The sequence below is a fragment of the Piscinibacter sp. HJYY11 genome (assembly GCF_016735515.1).
Lineage (GTDB): Bacteria > Pseudomonadota > Gammaproteobacteria > Burkholderiales > Burkholderiaceae_C > Rhizobacter.
This window is the reverse complement of the sequence record NZ_JAERQZ010000002.1, coordinates 361,366-383,539: the sequence shown is the minus strand read 5'-3', so window position 1 is coordinate 383,539 and position 22,174 is coordinate 361,366. Positions and strand designations below refer to the sequence as shown.

Below are 22,174 nucleotides of genomic sequence, written 5' to 3'. Positions count from 1 at the left end.
GCCCCGCCCTGCCCTTCGCTGCTGGAAAAGAAATGCTGATGTCTGCCCTGAAGCCCCTCGGTGAACTCGAGAACCCGTCTGAATTCGTGGCCCGCCACATCGGCATCGAACCCGAGGACGAGCGCCGCATGCTCTCGGCCATCGGCGCCGCCTCGCGCCGTGCGCTGATCGACAGCATCGTGCCGCGCGCCATCGCCCGCCCGACGCCGATGCAGCTGCCCGCGCCGGTCACCGAGGCCGATGCGCTGGCCGAGCTGAAGGCCATCGCGTCGAAGAACAAGGTGCTCAAGAGCTTCATCGGCCAGGGCTACCACGGCACGCACACGCCGGGTGTCATCCTGCGCAACATCCTCGAGAACCCGGCCTGGTACACCGCCTACACGCCCTACCAGGCCGAGATCTCGCAGGGCCGCATGGAGGCGCTGGTCAACTTCCAGACCATGGTGTGCGACCTGACCGGCCTCGCGATTGCCAATGCGTCGATGCTCGACGAGGCCACCGCTGCGGCCGAGGCGATGACGCTCGCCAAGCGCAGCGTCAAGGCCACGGGCAACGTCTTCGTCGTTTCGGGCGACGTGCACCCGCAGACGCTCGAAGTGCTGCACACCCGCGCCAGGCCGCTGGGCCTGGTCGTGAAAGAAGCGAATTCGCATGACGAGTGGAAGGCCGCCATCGCCGCCGACGACTACTTCGCCGCGATGGTGCAGTACCCCGCGAGCAGCGGCTGGCTCTACGACTGGACGGCCGAGGTCGCGTCCGTGCACGCGAAGAAAGCCGCCTTCATCATGGCCGCCGACCTGCTGGCGCTCACGCTGCTGAAGACTCCTGGCGAGATGGGCGCCGACATCGCGGTGGGCACCACCCAGCGCTTCGGCATGCCCATGGGCTGCGGTGGCCCGCACGCCGCCTACCTCGCGGTGCGCGACGAGTTCAAGCGCTCGATGCCCGGCCGCCTGGTCGGCGTGAGCGTCGATGCGCACGGCGCGCCGGCCTACCGCCTCGCGCTGCAGACGCGCGAGCAGCACATCCGCCGCGAGAAGGCCACCTCCAACATCTGCACGGCGCAGGTGCTGCCGGCCGTCGTGGCGAGCATGTACGCCGTGTACCACGGGCCGCAGGGCTTGACGCGCATCGCGCAGCGTGTGGCGCGCTACACCGGCATCCTCGTCGCCGGGCTGAAGCAGCTCGGCCTCGACCTGTCCGCCACGCACCACGTGGAATGGGGCGTGTTTGACACCATCGGCCTCAAGACTGGCGCCGACACCGAGCGGCTGATGCAGCGTGCCGTCTCGCTCGGCGCCAACCTGCGCCGCGCCTGGGGCGACTACCTCTGCATCACGCTCGACGAGACCACGACGCGCGACGACCTCGCGCTCTTGTGGAAGGTCTTCGCGAAGGCCGGGGAGAAGCTGCCGAGCGTCGACGCTCTGGCTTCCACCCCCGACCTGATCCCCGCCGCCCTGCGCCGCAGCTCGGACTTCCTCACCCACCCGGTCTTCAACACGCACCACAGCGAGACCGAGATGCTGCGCTACATCCGCAGCCTGTCGGACAAGGACATCGCGCTCGACCGCAGCATGATTCCGCTGGGCTCCTGCACGATGAAGCTCAACGCGACCAGCGAGATGATCCCCATCACCTGGCCCGAGTTCGCCCAGATGCACCCCTTCGCACCGCAAGACCAGCTCAAGGGCTACGCCGAACTCGACCAGCTGCTGCGCGACTGGCTCTGCCAGGCCACCGGCTACTCGGGCATCAGCCTGCAGCCCAATGCCGGCTCGCAAGGCGAATACGCGGGCCTCCTGATCATCAAGGCGTACCACGAGGGCCGCGGCGAGGGCCATCGCAACATCTGCCTGATCCCCGAGTCGGCGCACGGCACCAACCCGGCGTCTGCCCAGATGGTCGGCATGCAGGTGGTGGTCACCAAGTGCGATGCCGACGGCAACGTCGACCTCGCCGACCTCAAGGCCAAGTGCGAGCAGCACAGCGCCAACCTGGCCTGCGTGATGATCACCTACCCCAGTACCTACGGCGTGTTCGAGACGCGCGTGAAGGAGCTGTGCGCCCTCGTGCACCAGCACGGCGGCCGCGTCTACGTGGACGGCGCCAACATGAACGCGCTGGTCGGCATCGCCGCACCGGGCGAGTTCGGCGGCGACGTGAGCCACCTCAACCTGCACAAGACCTTCTGCATCCCGCACGGCGGTGGCGGCCCGGGCGTCGGCCCGGTGTGCGTGGTGGAAGACCTGGTGCCCTACCTGCCGGCGCACCGCGCGGCCGGGCTCGGCCATGACAAGCAGGTCGGCGCCGTCAGTGCCGCACCGCTGGGCAACGCAGCCGTGCTGCCGATCAGCTGGATGTACGTGCGCATGATGGGCGCCGAAGGACTCAAGCAGGCCACCGAGACCGCCATCCTCAGCGCCAACTACATCGCTGCCCGACTGGCCGACCACTACGACATCCACTACAGCGGCAACATCGCCGGCGTGAAGGGCGGCGGCGTCGCGCACGAGTGCATCCTCGACCTGCGCCCGCTGAAAGACAGCTCGGGCGTCAGCGCCGAAGACGTGGCCAAGCGCCTGATCGACTACGGCTTCCACGCACCGACGCTCAGCTTCCCGGTCGCCGGCACGCTGATGGTCGAGCCGACCGAGAGCGAGCCGCTGGTCGAGCTGGATCGCTTCTGCGACGCGATGATCGCCATCCGCCGCGAGATCGCGCGTGTCGAGCAAGGCCAGTGGCCGAAGGACGACAACCCGCTCAAGGCGGCGCCGCACACGGCCGCCGCACTGCTCAAGAACGAGTGGCCGCATCCCTACTCGCGTGAGGAAGCGGCCTACCCGGTGAAGAGCCTCTTGAAGCAGAAGTACTGGTCGCCGGTCGGTCGGGTGGACAACGTCTACGGCGACCGCAACCTCTTCTGCGCCTGCGTGCCGATGTCGGCCTACGGCGACGCAGTCGAGGTCGACGAGACCTGACCCCTCAGGCGGGAACGCGCCCACCCAGCGCGCGGTCCCGCTGCAGGGCCATGTACTGCAGCTGCGCGAAGAGCAGCCCCGCGACGATGTGCGCGCCGAGGAAGGCCTGGCCCAGTGCGCTCGGTTGCAGCCAGCTCGCGAACGCGACCAGCGCGAAGTCGAACGCCCAGGCGAGGTTGAACACGACCAACGCCCACAGCAGACCGCGCGGCAGGCTGCCACGCCTCGACAGCCAGCCGACGAGCAGCCCATAGGCCGCGAGCACCGCGCCGCCGACCAACATCAGCCAGGCCGGCAGCTGCAGCAGCGGCTGCAGGACATCGCTGCCGAGCAGCATCACGAGGGCGGTGACGACGCCCATCGCGCCATCGGCGATCAACACATTGCGCAGGAACGGGGTGACGGAAAGGTGTGACATGAGCATCTCCTGGGGTTGCACCGCGGTGTGCGGCATGTGCTGAATGCTCGGCCGGGCCGTGCAGCCGGTCCATGACCTGGCAGGTCATGGGTCTGGCAGCAGCGCTGGAGTAAGGTGCGGCCCATGAGCACCAACCTCGCCGCCTCGCCCTCGTCCCAAGCGCAACCGTTCGGCGCCCTGCTGCGCGAGTGGCGCCAGCGCCGTCGCCTGAGCCAGCTCGACCTGGCCATGGATGCCGACATCTCCACCCGTCACCTCAGCTACGTCGAGACCGGCCGCGCCTCGCCCAGCCGCGCGATGGTGCTGCACCTGGCGGAGCAGCTCGACGTGCCGCTGCGCGAGCGCAACACCCTGCTCACCGCGGCCGGCTACGCGCCGCTCTACCCGGAGCGCAAGCTCGACGACCCGGCCCTGGACGTCGCACGGCAGACCGTCGACCGGCTGCTCAAGGCGCACGAGCCGCACCCTGCGCTGGCCATCGACCGTCACTGGAACATGCTCGCCCACAACCAGCCGGTGCTGCTGCTCATGGAAGGCATTGCGCCCGAGCTGATGCAGCCGCCGGTGAACGTGCTGCGCGTCAGCCTGCACCCGCAGGGCGTGGCGCCGCGCATCGTCAACCTGCTGGGCTGGCGCGAGCATCTGTTCGAGCGCCTGCGCCACCAGATCAACGTCAGCGCCGACCCCGTGCTGGTCGAATTGCTGAAGGAACTGCAGGGCTACCCGGTGCCCGAGGGCGTTGACGAGCATGAGCACATCCCTGCCAACGCGGTCGCGGTGCCGCTGCAGCTGCGCACACCCGCTGGCGTGCTCTCGTTCCTGAGCACCGTCACTGTCTTCGGCACGCCGATCGACGTCACGCTCTCGGAGCTCGCGCTCGAGACCTTCTTTCCCGCCGACGACTTCACCGCCCAGGCGGTGCGTCACATGAGCGACGGACTGGCCGCCCGGCAGCAGGCATAACCTCGTCTCACACGCCAAGGGAGACCAGCGCATGAGCCACGTGAAACACCACATCTGCCCCGTCTGCGAAGCGACCTGCGGGCTCGACGTGCAGGTCGAAGGCCGCCAGGTCATCGCCATCCGCGGGCAGGAGAGCGACAGCTTCAGCAAGGGCTACATCTGCCCCAAGGGTGTCGCGCTGAAGGACCTGCAGGACGACCCCGACCGGGTGCAGACGCCGCTCATCAAGCGCGACGGCCGCTTCGTCGAAGCGAGCTGGGACGAGGCCTTCGCCGAGATCGAGCGCCGGCTCATGCCCATCCGCTCCGCTCACGGCAACGACAGCGTGGCCGTGACGGTCGGCAACCCCGCCGGCCACAAGTTCGGCGTGATGCTCTACCTCGGCCGGCTGATGAAGGCGATGGCCTCGCGCAACATCTTCTCGGCCTCCACGCTCGACCAGATGCCCAAGCAGCTGTCGAGCGGCCTGATGTTCGGCAGCTGGCTGACCATCCCCATCCCCGACATCGAGCGTTGCGATTTCCTGCTGATGCTCGGCGCCAACCCGATGGCCAGCAACGGCAGCCTGTGGACGGTGCCCGACTTCCGCGGCAAGGCCAAGGCGCTCCGTGAGCGCGGCGGCCAGTTGATCGTGGTGGACCCGCGGCGCACCGAGACGGCCGAGATCTCGAGCCGCCACGTGCCGATCCGCCCCGGTGGCGACGCGTTCCTGATGCTGGGCATGGTGCACACGCTCTTCGCCGAGAAGCTCGTGCGCCTGGGCCGCATCGCCGAGCATGTGGCGGGCGTCGAGGAGCTCCAGCAGGCCGTCACGCCCTTCACCCCCGAGGCTGTGTCGGCCCGCTGCGGCATCGCGGCCGACGACATCCGTCAGTTGGCTCGTGATCTGGCAAAGGCCGAGCGTGCGGCCGTCTACGGCCGGCTCGGGACCTGCACGCAGGCCCATGGCTCGCTGGCCAGCTGGCTCATCGACGTGCTCAACGTGCTCACCGGTCACCTCGACGAACCGGGCTGCGCGATGTTCCCCAAGTCCGCGGCCTTCTCGGCCAACACCGAAGGCAGGCCCGGCATCGGCAAGGGCATCACCACCGGCCGTCACCGATCGCGCGTGAGCGGTGCGCCCGAAGTGTTCGGCGAGCTGCCGATGGGCTGCCTGGCCGAAGAGATCGAGACCGGCGGCCCGGGCCAGGTGAAGGCGCTCATCACGATCGCCAGCAACCCGGTGCTCTCGGCCCCCAACGGCGAACGTGTGTCGAAGGCGCTGGACCAGCTCGACTTCATGCTCAGCTACGACATCTACCTCAACGAGACCACGCGGCATGCGGACGTGATCCTGCCCGGCCTCGCGCCGCTGGAGGATGCGCACTTCGACGTGGCACTGCCGCAATTCGCCTACCGCAACCATGTGCGGTTCAGCCCGCCCGCACTGCCCGCGCCTGAGGGCCACCTGCGCGACTGGCAGATCCTCGTCAGGCTGATCGGCCTCTTCCAGGGCAAGGGTGCAGGCGTCGATGTGCAGCAGCTCGACGACGAGATGATGTTCGCGGAGCTGCAGCGCGGCTGGCCGGAGAACGCCGAGGCCGTGATGCGCGAGATTTCGGTGCACACCGGGCCCGAGCGTCGCCTCGATTTGTCCCTGCGCAGCGGCCCCTATGGCGATGGCTTCGGCGCCCGGCCCGACGGCCTCACGCTCGCGAAGGTCGCAGCCGCAGAGGGCGGCATCGACCTCGGGCCCTTGCAGCCGCGCATTCCTGAAGTGCTGCGCACACCCAGCGGCAAGGTCGAACTCGCACCACCGCTGCTGATGAACGACCTGCAACGTGCCGCGGCCGACATGGCGAAGCCGCTGCCCGAGATGGTCATCATCGGCCGCCGCCACGTGCGCTCGAACAACAGCTGGATGCACAACCTGCCGCTGCTGGCCAAGGGCCCGTTCCGCTGCACGGCGATCGTGAACCCGGCCGACGCGGCACGGCTGAAGCTCGTCGACGGCGCGCTCGCCCGCATCACCGGCCACGATGGCCAGGCGATCGAAGCGCAGGTGGAGGTGAGCAACAGCGTGATGCCGGGCGTCGTCAGCCTCCCGCACGGCTGGGGCCATCACCTGCCCGGCGCGCGGCTCAGCGTGGCTGCCGAGCGGCCGGGGGCCAACCTCAACGCGGTGCTCGACGAGCGGCTGCGTGACCCGCTGTCGGGCAACGCGGTGCTGGGTGGCGTGGCCGTCGAGGTGACCGCCGCCTAGTCACTTCCCGACGACCGAGAACTGCCCCGCGTTGGCCTGCAGCCAGTCCCGCGACAGCTTGTCGTCCTGCTGGCGCGGGTGGAAGTCTTCGCGCAGGTAGGCCTTCCAGGGGCCGTAGGTCAGGCGCACCAGGCCGCGCTTGCCGAAGAGGTAGCTCCACGCGCTGCGCCAGGTCTTGAGGCTGAACAGTGCGCCGTCGTCCCACAGGTTGCGCAGCGTCTGGCGTGTCACGTCGGTGAGGAAGAGGATGGTGCCGCTCTTGAACCACTTGATGCGCCACGCGTGGTTGCCGCCCAGCGCCACGTAGACGTCGAAGGCGGTGCTGCGGTGCTCGCTCTCTTCCGAGGCGTGCCACATCCACATCGTGCGCAGGCGGGGCTCGGCGTCGTCGAGTGCCCAGGTGTTCTGCAGCATCCACTCGGCGAGGATGGCCGTGAAGTGCTCGGTGGCGGCGGTGGCGGCCACACGGTGGCGCACATCGGCGTCGTCAAACAGGCGGGTGCGTTTCTCGATGCGCTTTTCCCAAGCGTTGGTGAAGCCCTGCTTGTCCAGGTGGGCGTTGAAGAGGCCGTGGATGCGGCGGTGCGTCGCCTCCTGGCCGATGAAGCCCTGGACTTCCTTGGCGAAGCGCTCGCGCTGGTCCTCAGGCAGTTGCTTCACGCCGTCGCGCACCGAGTCGATGAAGAACTGCTCGCCCAGCGGGAAGCTCATCGACAGCGCATTGAACAAGGCCGTCCGGAAGGCATCGCCACCGCACCAGCGGCGCGGGATGTCGCTCTCCAGGTCGATCAACAGGCGGCGAACCACGAGGTCGGTCACGGGCAAACTCCACGGTGTTGGTACGAATCAGTACCAGTGATGCGAATTTGCAGGCCGATCGTGGTACTGTCAAGTACCAATTCGAGCTCCCGTCTACGACATGCCCGTTTCTGCCGACCCGGACACCAGCCACCGCCGCCGCCTGCTCGACGCGATGGCCGAGGCGGTGGCCGCCAAGGGATACGCCGACACCACCATCGCCGACCTGGCCGCCATCGCCCGGGTGTCGCGCCGCACCTTCTACGAACATTTCGCCACCAAGGAAGACTGCCTGATCGCGCTCTACGAGGCGGCCAGCCGACAGTCGCTGGGCGTGCTGCGCGATGCCATCGACCCGACGCACGACCCGCTGACCCAGGCCGAGAAGGCGCTGGAGGCCTACCTCTCCACGATGGCCAGCAACCCGGCCCTGCTCAAGACGCTCTTCATCGCGATCCTGAGCCTCGGCCCCGCCGGTCTGCAGGCGCGGCGGCGCGTCAACCAGCAACTGGCCGATTTCATCGTCGAAGTGGTGAACCGGCCGCATGAAGGGCGCCAGCATCCGCCGTTGCCGCCTGCGCTCGCGCTGAGCATCGTCGGTGGCATCAACGAGCTCGTGTTGCAGAAGGTGGAACAGGACCGCATCGGCGAGCTGCCGCAGCTCACCGCGACGACCGCGCAGTTCGTGCGGGCGGTGGTCTACGGTCCGCGCTGAGCCGGCAGGCTCAGGCCTTCTTGACCTGGTCTTTCGTGAACCCCGCGACCTGCTTGTAGCGGGCGGCAATGCCTTCGAGTTCTTCGCGCGGCATCACGTCGTGGATGTGCTTGAAGCCCTGCGGCGCACGCTGCTCGGCGATCGCCATCACCTGCTCGGGCCCGTTCTGGCGGTTGAGCAGCACGATGTTGGCCGTCTTGGGCAGGCGCTCGGCCTCGTAGGCTTCGAGCGCGGCTTCGAGCTTGCCCTTGCCGGCGAGCGAATCGGCCAGTGCCCGCACGTCGAGGATGGCCTGCGAGGCGCCATTCGAGCCGATGGGGTACATCGGGTGCGCCGCATCGCCCAGCAGCGTCACGCGGCCCTGGCGCCAGTGCGGCAGCGGGTCGCGGTCGACGAGCGGGAATTCGTAGACGGCCGACGCGCCGCGGATCAGCTTGGGGATGTCGATCCACTCCCACTTCCAGCTGTCGAAGGGCTCGGCGAAGACGCTGATGTCGACTTCGCGGTTCCAGTCGGTGCGGGTGGGCATCTCGGGCACCGACAGCTCGGCGATCCAGTTGATGCGCGAGCGCCCCTGCTCGGCCAGCTTGCGCGAGATCGGGTAGGCGACGAACTTCACGTCGGGGTGGCCAGCCATGAACATCGAGCGGCCGTCACCGAACGGCTCGCCTTCGGTGATCGCGCGCCAGAGCACGCGCTGGCCATAGCGCGGGGCGCCTTCGTTCGGCCACATCTGCTTGCGCGCCGCGGAGTGGATGCCATCGGCCGCGACCAGCGCATCGGCCTCGATGGTGACCGCGCTGTGGTCGAGCAGGCGCGTGAACTTCGCCTGCACCTTCTGGCCACTGTTCACGAAGCCCGTCAGCTGGTGGCCCAGCACCACACGCTCCGGCCCCAGGCGGCGCAGCACCGCGTCGAGCAGGATCATGTGCAGCTCGCCGCGGTGGATGGAGTACTGCGGCACCGGGTAGCCCGCGGCGAGGCCACGCGGCTCGCTCCAGATCGTCTGGCCGAACTTGTTGTAGTAGGTGAGCGATGCGGTTTCGATTGCCGTCGCAGCCAGCGCCTCCTGCAGGCCGAGTTCGGCCAGCTCCTTCACCGAATGCGGCAGCAGGTTCACACCGACGCCCAGCGGGCGCAGCTGCGGCGCCGCTTCATAGACCGTGCACGAGATGCCGCGCTGGTGCAGCGCCAAGGCCAGGGTCAAGCCGCCGATGCCCCCGCCGGCGATGGCAATGTTCATGTTCTTGTCGTGGCTTAAACGTCCAGGGTGTAGATCTCGGCCGCCCGGCGTTCCACCTCGCCGTGGCCCACGAGCACCTTGGACCAGGTGGCATCGTTGCCGTTCTTCGTGGGCTTCAAGCCCTTGGTCATCACCGCCACCTCTTCAGAGCCGGCGTCGATGTCGTTCTCGTGCCTGTAGTTCGCGTCGTAGAGCTTGGCGACCATCGCGCCATCGGACTCGATGATGACCAGGTACCTGACGGGCGGCTTGTGCATGTTGGCTGTCCTTACTTCGCCCAGCGGCGTGCGTTGTGGAACATCTGCATCCACGGGCTGTGCGCGCTCTTGTCGCCGCTCGTCCAGCTTTTCTGGATGTTGCGGAACACACGCTCGGGGTGCGGCATCAGCACGGTGAAGCGGCCATCGGCGGTGGTCACCGAGGTGAGGCCGCCCGGGCTGCCGTTGGGGTTGTAGGGGTAGGCCTCGGTGGGCGCACCGGTGTGGTCGACGAAGCGCATCGCACGGTGCACCTTGCCTGCATCACCCCGCTGCGAGAAGTCGGCGTAACCCTCGCCGTGCGCCACGGCGATGGGGATGCGGCTGCCTTCCATGCCGGCGAAGAAGATCGACGGGCTCGGCAGCACTTCCACCAGCGACAGGCGGGCCTCGAACTGCTCGCTCTTGTTGCGGGTGAACTTGGGCCAGGCCTGCGCGCCGGGGATGATGCGTGCGAGCGCGGCCATCATCTGGCAGCCGTTGCACACGCCGAGCGCAAACGTTTCCTGCCGCTGGAAGAAGGCGGCGAACTGCTCGGCCAGCGTGCCGTTGAACATGATCGAGCGCGCCCAGCCCTCGCCGGCGCCGAGCGTGTCACCGTACGAGAAGCCACCGCAGGCGACGAAGCCCTGGAACATGTCGAGCCGCGCACGGCCTGTCTGCAGGTCGGTCATGTGCACGTCGAAGGTGTCGAAGCCCGCCTGGTGCATGGCGTAGCTCATCTCGACGTGGCTGTTGACGCCCTGCTCGCGCAGGATGGCGACCTTCGGGCGCTTGCTCTGGATCGCAGGCGCTTGCGGCTCGAAGGTCAGGTGCACGTGCAGGCCGGGGTCTTCGGTGCGGCCCGCGGCCGCGTGTTCCTGGTCCGCGCAGACGGGGTTGTCGCGCAACTGGGCGATGCGCCAGCTCACCTCGTCCCAGGCCTGGTGCAGGTCGCGCAACGGGGCGCTGAAGACGGCCTTGGCGTCGCGCCATACCTCGACCACGCCCTTGTCGTTGGGCTTCCCGATGAAGTGGCTGTGCTTGCTGAGGCCGTGCTCGCGCAGCGTCTGCATGACCTCGTTGCGCACGGCGGTGGGCACCTGGATCACGACACCGAGCTCCTCGTTGAAGAGCGCGCGCAGCGTCAGCTCGGCGCGGCGGGTGCTGACCTGGGTGGCCCAGTTCTTCGAGTCGCCGTATTCGGCGCGGCTGTCACTGATGCCGTCGCCTTCCGTGACCAGCATGTCGACGTTGAGGCTCACACCCAGGTGGCCGGCGAAGGCCATTTCGCACACCGCCGCCCAGAGGCCGCCGTCACTGCGGTCGTGGTAGGCCAGCAGCCTGCCTTCGCTGCGCAGCTGGTTGATGGCGAGGACCAGCGACTTGAGCTGCTGTGGGTCGTCGACGTCGGGCACTTCGTGGCCGAACTGGTTGAGCACCTGGGCCAGCATCGAGCCGCCCATGCGGCCCTTGCCCTGGCCGAGGTCGATGAGGATCAGCGTGGTGTCTCCGGGCTGCAGCTGCGGCGTCAGCGTGGGCCGCACGTCGTCGAGCGAGGCGAAGGCGCTGACGATCAGGCTCACCGGCGCGGTGACCTGCTTGGCCTGGCCGTTCTCGCTCCAGCGGGTGCGCATCGAGAGGCTGTCCTTGCCGACCGGCACGCTGATGCCGAGTGCGGGGCAGAGCTCCATGCCGACCGCCTTCACGGTGTCGTAGAGCGCCGCGTCTTCACCGGCTTCGCCACACGCGGCCATCCAGTTGCAGCTGAGCTTCACGCGCGGCAGGTCGAAAGGCGCGGCGAGCAGGTTGGTCAGCGCCTCGCCGACCGCCATGCGGCCGGAGGCCGGCGCGTCGAGCGATGCGAGCGGCGTGCGCTCGCCCATGCTCATCGCCTCGCCCTTGAAGCCGGCGTAGTCGGCGAGCGTCACGGCGCAGTCGGCCACCGGCACCTGCCACGGGCCGACCATCTGGTCGCGGTGGTCGAGGCCACCCACGGTGCGGTCGCCGATGGTGATGAGAAAACGCTTGCTGGCGACGGTCGGGTGGCGCAACACGTCAAAGGCGACCTGGTCGAGCGACACGTCGGTGAGATCCAGCGCCGGCAACTCACGGTGCACGCGCTTCACGTCGCGATGCATGCGCGGGGGTTTGCCGAGGAGGACTTCCATCGGCATGTCGATGGGCTTGTCGTCGGAACCGGGGTTGTCGAGCACCAGCTGCTTCTCGTCGGTCGCGATGCCGACGATGGCGAAGGGGCAACGCTCGCGTTCGCACATCGCCTCGAAGAGCGGCAGCGCCTCGGCCTTGAGCGCGATGACGTAGCGCTCCTGGCTTTCGTTGCACCAGATCTCCTTCGGGGCGAGGCCGCTTTCTTCGAGCGGCACTTTCGACAGGTCGAAGCGAGCGCCCTTGGCGGCACCGTCGACGAGTTCCGGGAACGCATTGGAAATGCCACCCGCGCCCACGTCGTGGATCGCGAGGATCGGGTTCACCTCGCCCAGCGACCAGCAGTGGTTGATGACCTCCTGCGCACGACGCTGGATCTCGGGATTGCCGCGTTGCACCGAGTCGAAGTCCAGTTCGGCCGCATTCGCGCCGGCGGCCATCGAGCTGGCCGCACCGCCGCCCATGCCGATGCGCATGCCGGGGCCGCCGAGCTGGATCAGCAGCGTGCCCGCGGGGAACTCGATCTTCTTCGTCTGCGACGCCGAGATCGTGCCCAGGCCGCCCGCGATCATGATGGGCTTGTGGTAGCCGCGACGCTGCTCGCCGACGGTCTGTTCGTAGACACGGAAGTAGCCGAGCAGATTGGGCCGGCCGAATTCGTTGTTGAACGCCGCGCCGCCCAGCGGGCCGTCGACCATGATCTGCAGCGGGCTCGCGATGTGCTCGGGCTTGCCATAGGGCTGCTGCTCCCAGGGCTCGTTCGTGCCGGGCAGGTGCAGGTTCGACACCGAGAAGCCGGTGAGGCCCGCCTTGGGCTTGGAGCCACGGCCGGTCGCGCCTTCGTCGCGGATCTCGCCGCCGGCTCCGGTTGAAGCCCCGGGGAACGGCGAGATCGCCGTCGGGTGGTTGTGCGTCTCCACCTTCATCAGCACATGCGCCGTGTCGGCGCGCGGCCCGTACTGCGGCGCATTGGTGTAGCCCTGCGGCAGCCAGCGTTCGACCGCGTGGCCTTCCATCACCGAGGCGTTGTCGCTGTAGGCGATGACGGTGTGCTGCGGCGCGAGCTGGTGGGTGTTGCGGATCATCCCGAACATCGACTTCTCTTGCGGCACGCCGTCGATGGTGAACTGCGCATTGAAGATCTTGTGCCGGCAGTGCTCGCTGTTGGCCTGCGCAAACATCATCAGCTCGACGTCGGTCGGGTTGCGCTTGAGGCCGGTGAACGCGTTGACCAGGTACTCGATCTCATCGTCGCTCAACGCCAGGCCGAAATCGGTGTTGGCCTTCTCCAGCGCACTGCGGCCCTGGCCCAGCACGTCGACATGCTCCATCGGCTTGCCGGGCTGCTCGTCGAACAGGTGGCGCGCATCGTCGCGCGCCAGCAGCACGCTTTCGGTCATGCGGTCGTGCAGCAGGGCTGCGGCGGCCTGCAGCTCTTCCGCCGTCAGCGCCTTGGTGCCGCCGAGCAGCCCGCTTTTCAGCGTCAACCGGTATTCCGTCACACGTTCCACGCGGTGAATCGCGAGGCCGCAGTTGTGCGCGATGTCCGTCGCCTTGGAAGCCCAAGGCGAGACCGTGCCGAGGCGGGGCGCCACCACCACGACCGTGCCCTCGTTCGGCCCGGTGTACGGGTCGCCGTAGACCAGCAGGGCCTTGAGCTTCTCGTGACTCGCTGCGTCGAGCGCCTGGTCGCACCAGACCCAGTGCACATGCCGGGCATGGACACCGGTGATGCGGGCGTTGACGGCCTGCAGACGGGGCAACAGCGCCTGGGCGCGGAAGGCGGACAGGGCGTTGCCGCCCTCGAAGTGCAACAGATGCTGGGGTGTGGAGGTCACGCTTGAGGCTCTGGGTGCGGCAGTCGCCCGTCCGGGAGTGGGGGCGCCGGTGGAAACCCGGCATTTTACGGGGCCGGGTGGCACAATCTCGGCCCTATGACGATCACCATCAAGACCGCCGACGATGCCGCCAAGATGCGCATCGCTGGCCGCCTCGCGTCCGAAGTGCTGGACATGCTCACGCCGCACGTCAAACCCGGCGTCACCACCGAACACCTCGACAAGCTGGCGCACGACCACATCGTCAACGTCCAGAACGCCATTCCCGCGCCGCTGCACTACCAGCCGCCCGGCTACACGCCCTACCCCAAGTCGATCTGCACCTCGGTCAACCACCAGGTCTGCCACGGCATCCCGAACGACCGCCCGCTGAAGAACGGCGACATCGTCAACATCGACGTCACCGTGATCAAGGACGGCTGGCACGGCGACACCAGCCGCATGTTCGTGGTGGGCGAAGGCTCCATCGCCGCCAAGCGCCTGTGCAACTTCACCTATGACGCCATGTGGAAAGGCATCGTGAAGGTCAAGCCCGGCGCACGCCTGGGCGACATCGGCCATGCGATCCAGACCTTTGCGGAGAACGCCGGTTTCTCCATCGTGCGCGAGTTCTGCGGCCACGGCATCGGCCAGAAATTCCACGAGGAGCCGCAGGTGCTGCACTACGGCCGCCCCGGCACGCTCGAGGAGCTGGTGCCGGGCATGGTGTTCACCATCGAGCCGATGATCAACGCCGGCAAGCGCGAGATCCGCGAGACCGGCGACGGCTGGACCATCGTCACCCGCGACCGCTCGCTCTCGGCGCAGTGGGAGCACACGGTGCTGGTCACCGAGACGGGCTATGAAGTGCTGACGCTGTCGGCCGGCAGCCCGCCGCCGCCGGCCTTCGTCACACCACCCGTCGCCGCCAGCGTCTGAGCACGGCCATGTCGGTCGTGGCCGAAGCACCGAGCGCGCCCGTCGGGCGCAGCATCAGCGAGCAGCGCGCCCGCTTCCGCGAAGGCAAGGCGGCGCTGCTGAACAACTTCCGCCAGTCGCGTGCCTCGGCCACCGAGGCCGGTCGCCTGGTGCGAGCGCTGGCGCGACACGTGGACGAGACGCTCACCGAGCTGTGGGAGCACGCCATGATGCCGCCGGGAGCGGCGCTCGTGGCGGTCGGCGGCTACGGCCGTGGCGAGCTCTACCCGCACTCCGATGTCGACGTGCTGGTGCTGCTGCCGCCCGAGCATTCCACCATCGGCGCCAACGACGCGCTCAAGTCGTCAATCGAAGGTTTCATCACCGCCTGCTGGGACATCGGCCTCGAGATCGGCTCCAGCGTGCGCACCGTCGGCGAGTGCATGGCCGAGAGCGAAAACGACGTCACCGTGCAGACGGCGTTGCTCGAATCGCGCCCGCTGTGCGGCGCGAAGAAGCTCTACACAACCTTCCGCCGCGCCTACGACGCCGCGATGGACCCGAAGGCCTTCTTCCGCGCCAAGACGCTCGAGATGCGCCAGCGCCACCAGAAGTACGAGGACACGCCCTACTCGCTGGAGCCCAACTGCAAGGAAAGCCCCGGTGGCCTGCGCGACCTGCAGGTGCTGATCTGGGTGGCGCGTGCCGCAGGCCTCGGCCGCAGCTGGACGGAGCTGGCTGGCAAGGGACTCATCACGCCGTTCGAAGTGAAGCAGTTGCAGCGCAACGAAGGCGTGCTGCGCTTGATCCGCGCGCGGCTGCACATGGTCGCGGGCCGGCGCGAAGACCGGTTGGTGTTCGACCTGCAGACCGCCGTGGCCGAGAGCTTCGGCTACACCGCGCCCAAGGGCCAGCGAGTGAGCGAAGTGCTGATGCGCCGCTACTACTGGGCGGCGAAGGCGGTGGCCCAGCTGAACCAGATCCTCGTCCTCAACATCGAGGAGCGCATCCACGGCGTGCAAGACGCGCCGATGCAACCGATCAACGAGCGTTTCCTCGACCGCGGCGGCCTTCTCGAAGTGGCGAGCGACGACCTCTACGAGCGCAACCCGCACGCCATCCTCGAGACCTTCCTCGTCTTCCAGCAGACGCACGGCATCGAGGGCCTCTCGGCACGCACGCTGCGCGCCCTCTACAACGCCCGCGAGGTGATGGACGGCGACTTCCGCCGCGACCCGGTGAACCGGCACACCTTCATGGAGATCCTGCAGCAGCCCGAAGGCCAGACGCATGCCTTCCGGTTGATGAACCAGACCTCGGTGCTCGGGCGCTACCTCTGGGTGTTCCGCCGCATCGTCGGGCAGATGCAGCACGACCTCTTCCACGTCTACACCGTGGACCAGCACATCCTGATGGTGCTGCGCAACGTGCGCCGCTTCTTCATCGCCGACCACGCGCACGAGTACCCGTTCTGCTCGCAGCTCGCGTCGACCTTCGATCGGCCGTGGGTGCTCTACATCGCCGCCCTCTTCCACGACGTGGCCAAGGGTCGCGGCGGTGACCACTCGGACCTCGGTGCCACCGAGGTGCGCCGCTTCTGCCGCGACCACGGCCTCACGCGCGACGACACGCAGCTCTGCGAGTTCCTGGTCAAGGGCCACCTCACCATGTCGCGCATCGCGCAGAAAGAGGACCTGAGCGACCCGGAGGTGATCGAAGGCTTCGCCAAGCTCGTGGGCACCGAGCGCCGCCTGACCGCGCTCTACCTGCTGACGGTGGCCGACATCCGCGGCACCAGCCCCAAGGTGTGGAACGCCTGGAAGGGCAAGCTGCTGGAAGACCTGTACCGGCTCACGCTGCGCGCGCTGGGCGGTTCCCGGCCCAACGTCGACGCCGAGATCGAGTCGCGCAAGCAGGAAGCGCGGCACACGCTCAACCTCTATTCGCTGCTGCCCGGCACCGAGGGCCCGCTGTGGCAGACGCTGGAGCTGAGCTACTTCGTGCGTCACGACGCCGGCGACATCGCCTGGCACGCCCGCTCGCTGTTCCGCCACGTCGACTCGAAAGAGCCTGTGGTGCGGGCCCGCCTGTCGTCGCTGGGCGAAGGCCTGCAGGTGCTGGTCTACGCACCGGATCGCCCTGACCTCTTCGCCCGCATCTGCGGCTACTTCGACAGCGCCGGCTTCAACATCCTGGACGCGAAGATCCACACGACGAAGGCCGGCTACGCGCTCGACACCTTCCAGGTGATCAGCCCGACGCTCGACCACCACTACCGCGACCTGATCTCGCTGGTGGAGACGCAGGCGACGCAGGCTCTGAAGGCCGAGGGCCCGCTGCCCGAGCCGTCGCGTGGCCGCTTGTCACGTCGTGTGAAGTCCTTCCCCATCACGCCGCGTGTCACGCTGCGCCCCGACGAGCGCGCCCAGCGCTGGCTGCTGAGCGTCTCGACGAGCGACCGCTCCGGCCTGCTCTACTCCATTGCCCGCGTGCTGGCGGAGCACAAGATCAACCTGCAGCTTGCCAAGATCACGACGCTGGGCGAGCGGGTGGAAGACACCTTCCTGATCGACGGCTCGGCGCTGCAGCAGAACAAGCTGCAGATCCAGGTCGAGACCGAGCTGCTGGACGCGATCACCCCCTGAAGGAAAAAGCGGCGCACGAGGCGCCGCTTTTCATCGGGAGCAGGGACATCAGCTGCGCATCAGGTGGTCGAAGGCACCAAGCGCTGCCTTCGCACCATCCCCGGCGGCGATGATGATCTGCTTGAACGGCACGGTCGTCACGTCACCGGCGGCGAACACGCCCGGCACCGAGGTCGCGCCCTTGGCATCGACCACGATCTCGCCGAAGCGGCTCAGCTCCACCGTGCCCTTCAGCCACTCGGTGTTGGGCACCAGGCCGATCTGCACGAACACACCTTCGAGCTCGACGTGCTTCGACTCGCCGGTCGCGCGGTCGGTGTAGGTCAGTCCGTTGACCTTCTGGCCGTCGCCGGTGATCTCGGTCGTCTGCGCGTTGGTGTGGATCACCACGTTGGGCAGGCTCTCGAGCTTCTTCACGAGCACGGCATCGGCGCGAAGCTTGTCGGCGAACTCGAACAGCGTCACGTGTGACACCACGCCCGCGAGGTCGATCGCGGCCTCGACGCCCGAGTTTCCGCCGCCGATCACCGACACGCGCTTGCCCTTGAACAGCGGGCCATCGCAGTGCGGGCAATAGGCCACGCCCTTGTTCTTGTACTCCTGCTCGCCGGGCACGTTGACGTTGCGCCAGCGGGCGCCGGTGGAAATGATCACCGTCTTGCTCTTCAAAGAGCCGCCGCTCGCGAACTGCACTTCGACCAGGCCGCCCGGCTGGGCCGCCGGGATCAGCTTCTCGGCGCGCTGCAGGTTGATCACGTCGACGTCGTACGCCTTCACGTGCTGCTCCAGCGACATGGCGAACTTCGGGCCGTCGGTCTCGAGCACCGAGATGTAGTTCTCGATCGCCAGTGTGTCGTTCACCTGGCCGCCGAAGCGTTCGGCCGCCACGCCGGTGCGGATGCCCTTGCGCGCCGCGTACACGGCTGCTGCGGCGCCGGCCGGGCCACCGCCGACCACGAGCACGTCGTAGGGCTCGCGTGCATCGAGCTTGGCGGCCTCGCGCTCACCCGACTTCGTGTCGAGCTTGGCCACGATCTCCTCGACCGTCATGCGGCCGGAGGCGAACATCTCGCCGTTCAGGAACACGGCCGGCACGGCCATGATCTGGCGCTCTTCCACTTCGGCCTGGAAGAGGCCGCCGTCGACGATGGTGACCTTCACCTTCGGGTTGAGCACGGCCATCAGGCTCAGCGCCTGGACCACGTCCGGGCAGTTGTGGCAGGTCAGCGACATGTAGACCTCGAAGGTGTAGTCACCGTCGAGTGCCTTGATCTGCTCGATCACGTCCTGCTCGGCCTTGGGCGGATGGCCGCCCGTCCACAGCAGGGCCAGCACGAGCGAGGTGAACTCGTGGCCGAGCGGGATCGCGGCGAAGCGCAGGTTGATGTTCGCGCCGACGCGGTTCAGCGCAAACGAGGGGCGGCGAGCGTCCTGCCCGTCGGTGCGCAGCGTGATCTGCGGCGAGAGCTGCGTGATCTCTTCGAGCAGCTCGCGCATGTCGCGCGCATTCTGAGAATCGTCCAGCGAGGCCACCATCTCGAACGGCTCGCGGACCCGCTCGAGGTAGGCCTTCAACTGGGCTGTGAGGTTGGCGTCCAACATGAGGTACTCCTGAACTTCTGGATTCGGGGTGAGCCCACCCGTGAAGGTGGGCTCGGTACTGCAAGGTACTGCGGAAAAAGAAGCGCTTAGATCTTGCCGACCAGGTCGAGCGACGGGGTGATCGTCTTGGCGCCTTCGTTCCACTTGGCCGGGCAGACCTGGCCCGGGTTCTTGGCTGTGTACTGGGCCGCCTTCAGCTTGCGCAGCGTTTCCTTGACGTCACGGGCGATCTCGTTCGAGTGGATCTCGGCGGTCTTGATCACGCCCTCGGGGTTGATCACGAAGGTGCCGCGCAGGGCCAGGCCCTCTTCGGGGATGTGCACGCCAAAAGCGTTGGTCAGCGTGTGAGTGGGGTCGCCCACCAGCGGGAACTTGGCCTTGCCGACGGCCGGCGAGGTCTCGTGCCACACCTTGTGCGAGAAGTGCGTGTCGGTGGTAACGATGTAGACCTCGGCGCCGAGCTTCTGGAACTCGGCGTAGTTGTCGGCAGCATCTTCCACTTCGGTCGGGCAGTTGAAGGTGAAGGCGGCCGGCATGAAGATCAGCACGGACCACTTGCCCTTCAGCGTTTCGTCGCTGACGTCGATGAACTTGCCGTTGAGGAAAGCCTGGGTCTTGAATGCGGGAACTTGCGTGTTGATGATGGACATTTATCGCCTCCTGATGAGAGATGGGTGAAAAAGGCTTCAGACGACCCGATGGCGACGGCTTACGGGCGACGAACCGGGGGTGATGTTACGGTGCGCTGCACCATTGAGCCAATTGATTAATTCAAGACACCTGATTGTTCATGCCTATATTCGCTCAACCCGCGCATCCCAAAGTGCAGCAAGTCGAACGCCCGGCACGCGCGATGCCTCTGCCTAGAATCCGCCTCCCGCTTTGACAACAGCCGCCGAGGGATTGCCGTGTCCGACCGATTCGCCGTTCTGCCCCAGTACCTGTTGCCCAAGGGCCCGCTGACCTCTCTGGCCGGCAAAGGCGCCTCGGCACGGGCCGGCAAGCTGACGACCAACTTCGTGGCCTGGTTCGTGCGCCGGTACAAGGTCGACATGAGCGAAGCGGCCAACCCCGACATCGCCAGCTACCCGAGCTTCAACGAGTTCTTCACCCGTGCGCTCAAGCCGGGGGCGCGGCCGATCGCACAGGCCGACTTGATCTGTCCCGTGGATGGCGCGATCAGCCAGTTCGGCCCGATCGAGCGCGACCTGATCTTCCAGGCCAAGGGCCATCGCTACACCACCACAGCGCTCGTGGGCGGTGACGCGGGCCTGGCGACGCAGTTCGACCACGGCCACTTCGCCACGCTGTACCTCAGCCCGCGCGACTACCACCGCATCCACATGCCCTGCGACGGCAAGCTCACGCGGATGATCCACGTGCCGGGGGATCTGTTCTCGGTCAACCCCACCACGGCGCGCGGCGTGCCGGGGCTCTTTGCACGCAACGAGCGGGTGGTCTGCGTGTTCGAAGGCCCGCGCGGCCCGTTCGTGCTGGTGCTGGTCGGCGCCACCATCGTCGGCAGCATGGCGACCGTGTGGCACGGCGTCGTGAACCCGCCGCGGGTCACCAAGGTGCGCGAGTGGCGCTATGACGACAAGCCGGTGTTCATCAAGCAGGGCGACGAGATGGGGCGCTTCCTGCTCGGCTCCACGGTCGTGATGCTGTTTCCGAGGGGCGACCTGTCCTTCAACAGCGCCTGGCAGCCGGGCGGCGCGATCCGCCTCGGCGAGGTGATGGCGAACTACAGCGCCACGCGGTAGGCGCTTTCAAAGGCTCGCGAAGCGCCGGTCACCGGGTCGGTGAACGCGAGTTCGCGTGCGACGAGCTGGAGCGGCTTGTCGAAGTCGGGCACCTCGAGCTCGGGCATCAGCACCGGATAGATCCCGTCGTTGAGCAAGGGCAGCCCGAGGCCCGCCATGTGCACGCGCAGTTGATGCCGCCTGCCGCTCAGCGGCTGCAGGCGATAGCGGCCCAGCCCGTCTTTCGATTCCAGCAGCTCGATGCGTGTCTCGCTGTTGGGCTCGCCCGGTTCCTCGCGCATGGTCATGAAGTTGTCGCCGTCGACCAGCCGGTTGCGCAGGGTCATCGGCCATTCGAGACCGGCCCGCACCGGCGCAATCGCTTCGTAGACCTTGCGCGCGCTGCGCTCGCGGAACACCGACTGGTAGGCACCGCGCGTCTGCGGTTGCACGCTGAAGAGCACCAGCCCCGCCGTGTCGCGGTCGATGCGGTGCACCGGCGCGAGCGTGTCGATGCGGAGACGGCGCTTCAGCCGCACCAGCAGGGTCTCGTGCAGGTGCCGGCCCGAGGGTGTGACCGGCATGAAGTGCGGCTTGTCGGCGACCACGATCCAGTCGTCTTGATGGAGCACCGTCTCCTGCATCGGGAACGGCCGCTCGACCGGCGGGCTGCGGTAGTAGTAGACCTTGAGCTGCGCCTCGAACGGCGTGTCGTGCCGCACCACGCGGCCTCGCGCATCGACCACTTCGCCCGCGCTGATGCGGTTTCGCCATGCGGCTTCATCGATGCGCGAGAAGCGCTCGATCAGGAAGGCCGCGACCGTGGGCCACGGCCCTTCGGGCAAGGCCACGCAGCTGGGCCCCACCCCATCGCGTACCGGCAGCGGCAGATCAGATGGCTTCATGCAGCCGTTTCGCCCGAGCTAGCCGCCATTCGCCATCGGGCTCGCCGGCGTAGACCTGCTCGGCGGTGGTGTCGGTCTGCTGCAGATGGGTGTCGAGCGCGATGCGGTTGTCGAACACGAAGCACTCGCCTTGCCAGTCGCGCTCGGCATCGGGCATGGCCTGGAAGTAGTTGAGGATGCCGCCTTCGAGTTCGTGCACGGTCAGCCCAAGGCCTTGCATCCACGCAGCGGTCTTTTCGCAGCGGATGCCACCGGTGCAGTACATCGCGACCTGCTTGCCTTCGGCCTTCCACTCGGCCGCATGCTCGGTCACGTAGCGCGGGAAATCGCGGAAGTTCGTGACGCCTGGGTCGACCGCACCCGCGAAGCGCCCGAGGCGATATTCGAAGCTGTTGCGGTTGTCGAGCACCACCACGTCGTCGCGTGCGATCAGCTTGCGCCACTCCTGCGGCGAGCGCTGCGTGCCCTGCGCCGGCGCATAGGGCACGCCCACCGCCACCACCTCGGGCTTCACATGGATGGCGAGCCGCGCAAACGGCGGTGTGCGGCAGGCGCTGCGTTTGAAGCCCATGCCGGTGAAGCGCGGGTCGCGGGTGAGCTCACGCTCGAAAGCGTCGAGCGCCTCTTCAGCCCCGGCGAGCACGCCGTTGAGGCCTTCGCGCGCCACGAGCACGCTGCCCAGCAGCGGCCCCGCAAGCTCGCGCAGCCCAGCTGCGATGGCAGCCGGGTCGTCGAGCGCAAAGAACTTGTAGAACGAGGAGTGGACCGTGGGCATCCGCC

16 protein-coding genes are annotated in these 22,174 nt (G+C 67.7%); 7 read left to right on the top strand and 9 right to left on the bottom strand.

The genetic code is table 11. From position 1 onward, the window contains the following. Nucleotides 1-32 precede the first annotated feature (32 nt). Nucleotides 33-2,981 (top strand): aminomethyl-transferring glycine dehydrogenase, encoded by a 2,949-nt coding sequence (gene gcvP, locus JI745_RS25355; protein ID WP_201813299.1) that lies wholly within the window; start codon nt 33-35, stop codon nt 2,979-2,981. Nucleotides 2,982-2,985: 4 nt separating this feature from the next. Here the strand turns inward: gcvP and JI745_RS25350 are convergent, their stop codons facing one another. Next, on the bottom strand, nt 2,986-3,399 hold the full coding sequence (locus JI745_RS25350; protein WP_201813298.1) for a hypothetical protein: 414 nt from the start codon (nt 3,397-3,399) through the stop codon (nt 2,986-2,988). A gap of 123 nt (nt 3,400-3,522) precedes the next feature. Between JI745_RS25350 and JI745_RS25345 the strand changes: the two genes are divergently transcribed. Further along, nucleotides 3,523-4,362 (top strand): helix-turn-helix domain-containing protein, encoded by an 840-nt coding sequence (locus JI745_RS25345; protein WP_201813297.1) that lies wholly within the window; start codon nt 3,523-3,525, stop codon nt 4,360-4,362. Nucleotides 4,363-4,393: 31 nt separating this feature from the next. Then, nucleotides 4,394-6,604, top strand: coding sequence for a molybdopterin-dependent oxidoreductase (locus JI745_RS25340; protein WP_201813296.1), 2,211 nt, complete (start codon nt 4,394-4,396; stop codon nt 6,602-6,604). On the opposite strand, the gene JI745_RS25335 is transcribed toward JI745_RS25340, so the two are convergent. Further along, nucleotides 6,605-7,423 carry a metal-dependent hydrolase gene (locus JI745_RS25335; RefSeq protein ID WP_201813295.1) on the bottom strand — a complete coding sequence of 273 codons (819 nt, stop codon included), beginning with the start codon at nt 7,421-7,423 and terminating at the stop codon, nt 6,605-6,607. It abuts the gene before it with no gap. A 100-nt stretch (nt 7,424-7,523) separates the two neighbouring features. Between JI745_RS25335 and JI745_RS25330 the strand changes: the two genes are divergently transcribed. Further along, on the top strand, nt 7,524-8,117 hold the full coding sequence (locus JI745_RS25330) for a TetR/AcrR family transcriptional regulator (protein ID WP_201813294.1): 594 nt from the start codon (nt 7,524-7,526) through the stop codon (nt 8,115-8,117). A 10-nt stretch (nt 8,118-8,127) separates the two neighbouring features. Here the strand turns inward: JI745_RS25330 and JI745_RS25325 are convergent, their stop codons facing one another. Genes JI745_RS25325 through purL form a run of 3 tightly spaced genes read right to left on the bottom strand, consistent with a single transcriptional unit; the run spans nt 8,128 to nt 13,603 of the window. After that, entirely contained in the window at nt 8,128-9,360 is a 1,233-nt protein-coding gene (locus tag JI745_RS25325; protein ID WP_201813293.1) for a flavin-dependent oxidoreductase, read from the bottom strand. Between the two features lie 14 nt (nt 9,361-9,374). After that, nucleotides 9,375-9,617 (bottom strand): hypothetical protein, encoded by a 243-nt coding sequence (locus tag JI745_RS25320; RefSeq protein ID WP_201813292.1) that lies wholly within the window; start codon nt 9,615-9,617, stop codon nt 9,375-9,377. Between the two features lie 11 nt (nt 9,618-9,628). Then, the gene (gene purL, locus JI745_RS25315; protein ID WP_201813291.1) at nt 9,629-13,603 is read right to left on the bottom strand and encodes a phosphoribosylformylglycinamidine synthase; all 3,975 of its coding nucleotides are present in this window, start codon (nt 13,601-13,603) and stop codon (nt 9,629-9,631) included. 96 nt (nt 13,604-13,699) lie between these two features. On the opposite strand from purL, the gene map reads away from it, so the two are divergent. Together map and JI745_RS25305 are read left to right on the top strand one after the other, a co-directional pair. Then, nucleotides 13,700-14,521, top strand: coding sequence for a type I methionyl aminopeptidase (gene map / locus JI745_RS25310; RefSeq protein ID WP_201813290.1), 822 nt, complete (start codon nt 13,700-13,702; stop codon nt 14,519-14,521). Between the two features lie 8 nt (nt 14,522-14,529). Continuing rightward, complete coding sequence (locus tag JI745_RS25305) at nt 14,530-17,145, top strand: [protein-PII] uridylyltransferase (protein ID WP_201813289.1); 2,616 nt, start codon at nt 14,530-14,532, stop codon at nt 17,143-17,145. A gap of 48 nt (nt 17,146-17,193) precedes the next feature. On the opposite strand, the gene ahpF is transcribed toward JI745_RS25305, so the two are convergent. Beyond that, nucleotides 17,194-18,747, bottom strand: a complete 1,554-nt coding sequence (gene ahpF / locus JI745_RS25300) for an alkyl hydroperoxide reductase subunit F (RefSeq protein ID WP_201813288.1) — start codon at nt 18,745-18,747, stop codon at nt 17,194-17,196. Nucleotides 18,748-18,833: 86 nt separating this feature from the next. Continuing rightward, nucleotides 18,834-19,397: an alkyl hydroperoxide reductase subunit C gene (gene ahpC / locus JI745_RS25295; protein ID WP_201813287.1), complete on the bottom strand. Its 564-nt coding sequence runs from the start codon at nt 19,395-19,397 to the stop codon at nt 18,834-18,836. 258 nt (nt 19,398-19,655) lie between these two features. On the opposite strand from ahpC, the gene asd reads away from it, so the two are divergent. Then, entirely contained in the window at nt 19,656-20,510 is an 855-nt protein-coding gene (gene asd / locus JI745_RS25290) for an archaetidylserine decarboxylase (RefSeq protein WP_201813286.1), read from the top strand. Here the strand turns inward: asd and JI745_RS25285 are convergent. Together JI745_RS25285 and JI745_RS25280 are read right to left on the bottom strand one after the other, a co-directional pair. After that, on the bottom strand, nt 20,492-21,394 hold the full coding sequence (locus JI745_RS25285) for a pseudouridine synthase (protein WP_201813285.1): 903 nt from the start codon (nt 21,392-21,394) through the stop codon (nt 20,492-20,494). The two genes, asd and JI745_RS25285, sit on opposite strands and share 19 nt — an antisense overlap. Next, nucleotides 21,381-22,169, bottom strand: coding sequence for a rhodanese-like domain-containing protein (locus JI745_RS25280; protein ID WP_201813284.1), 789 nt, complete (start codon nt 22,167-22,169; stop codon nt 21,381-21,383). The genes JI745_RS25285 and JI745_RS25280 overlap by 14 nt, the downstream gene beginning before the upstream one ends. Between the last annotated feature and the right edge of the window lie 5 nt (nt 22,170-22,174).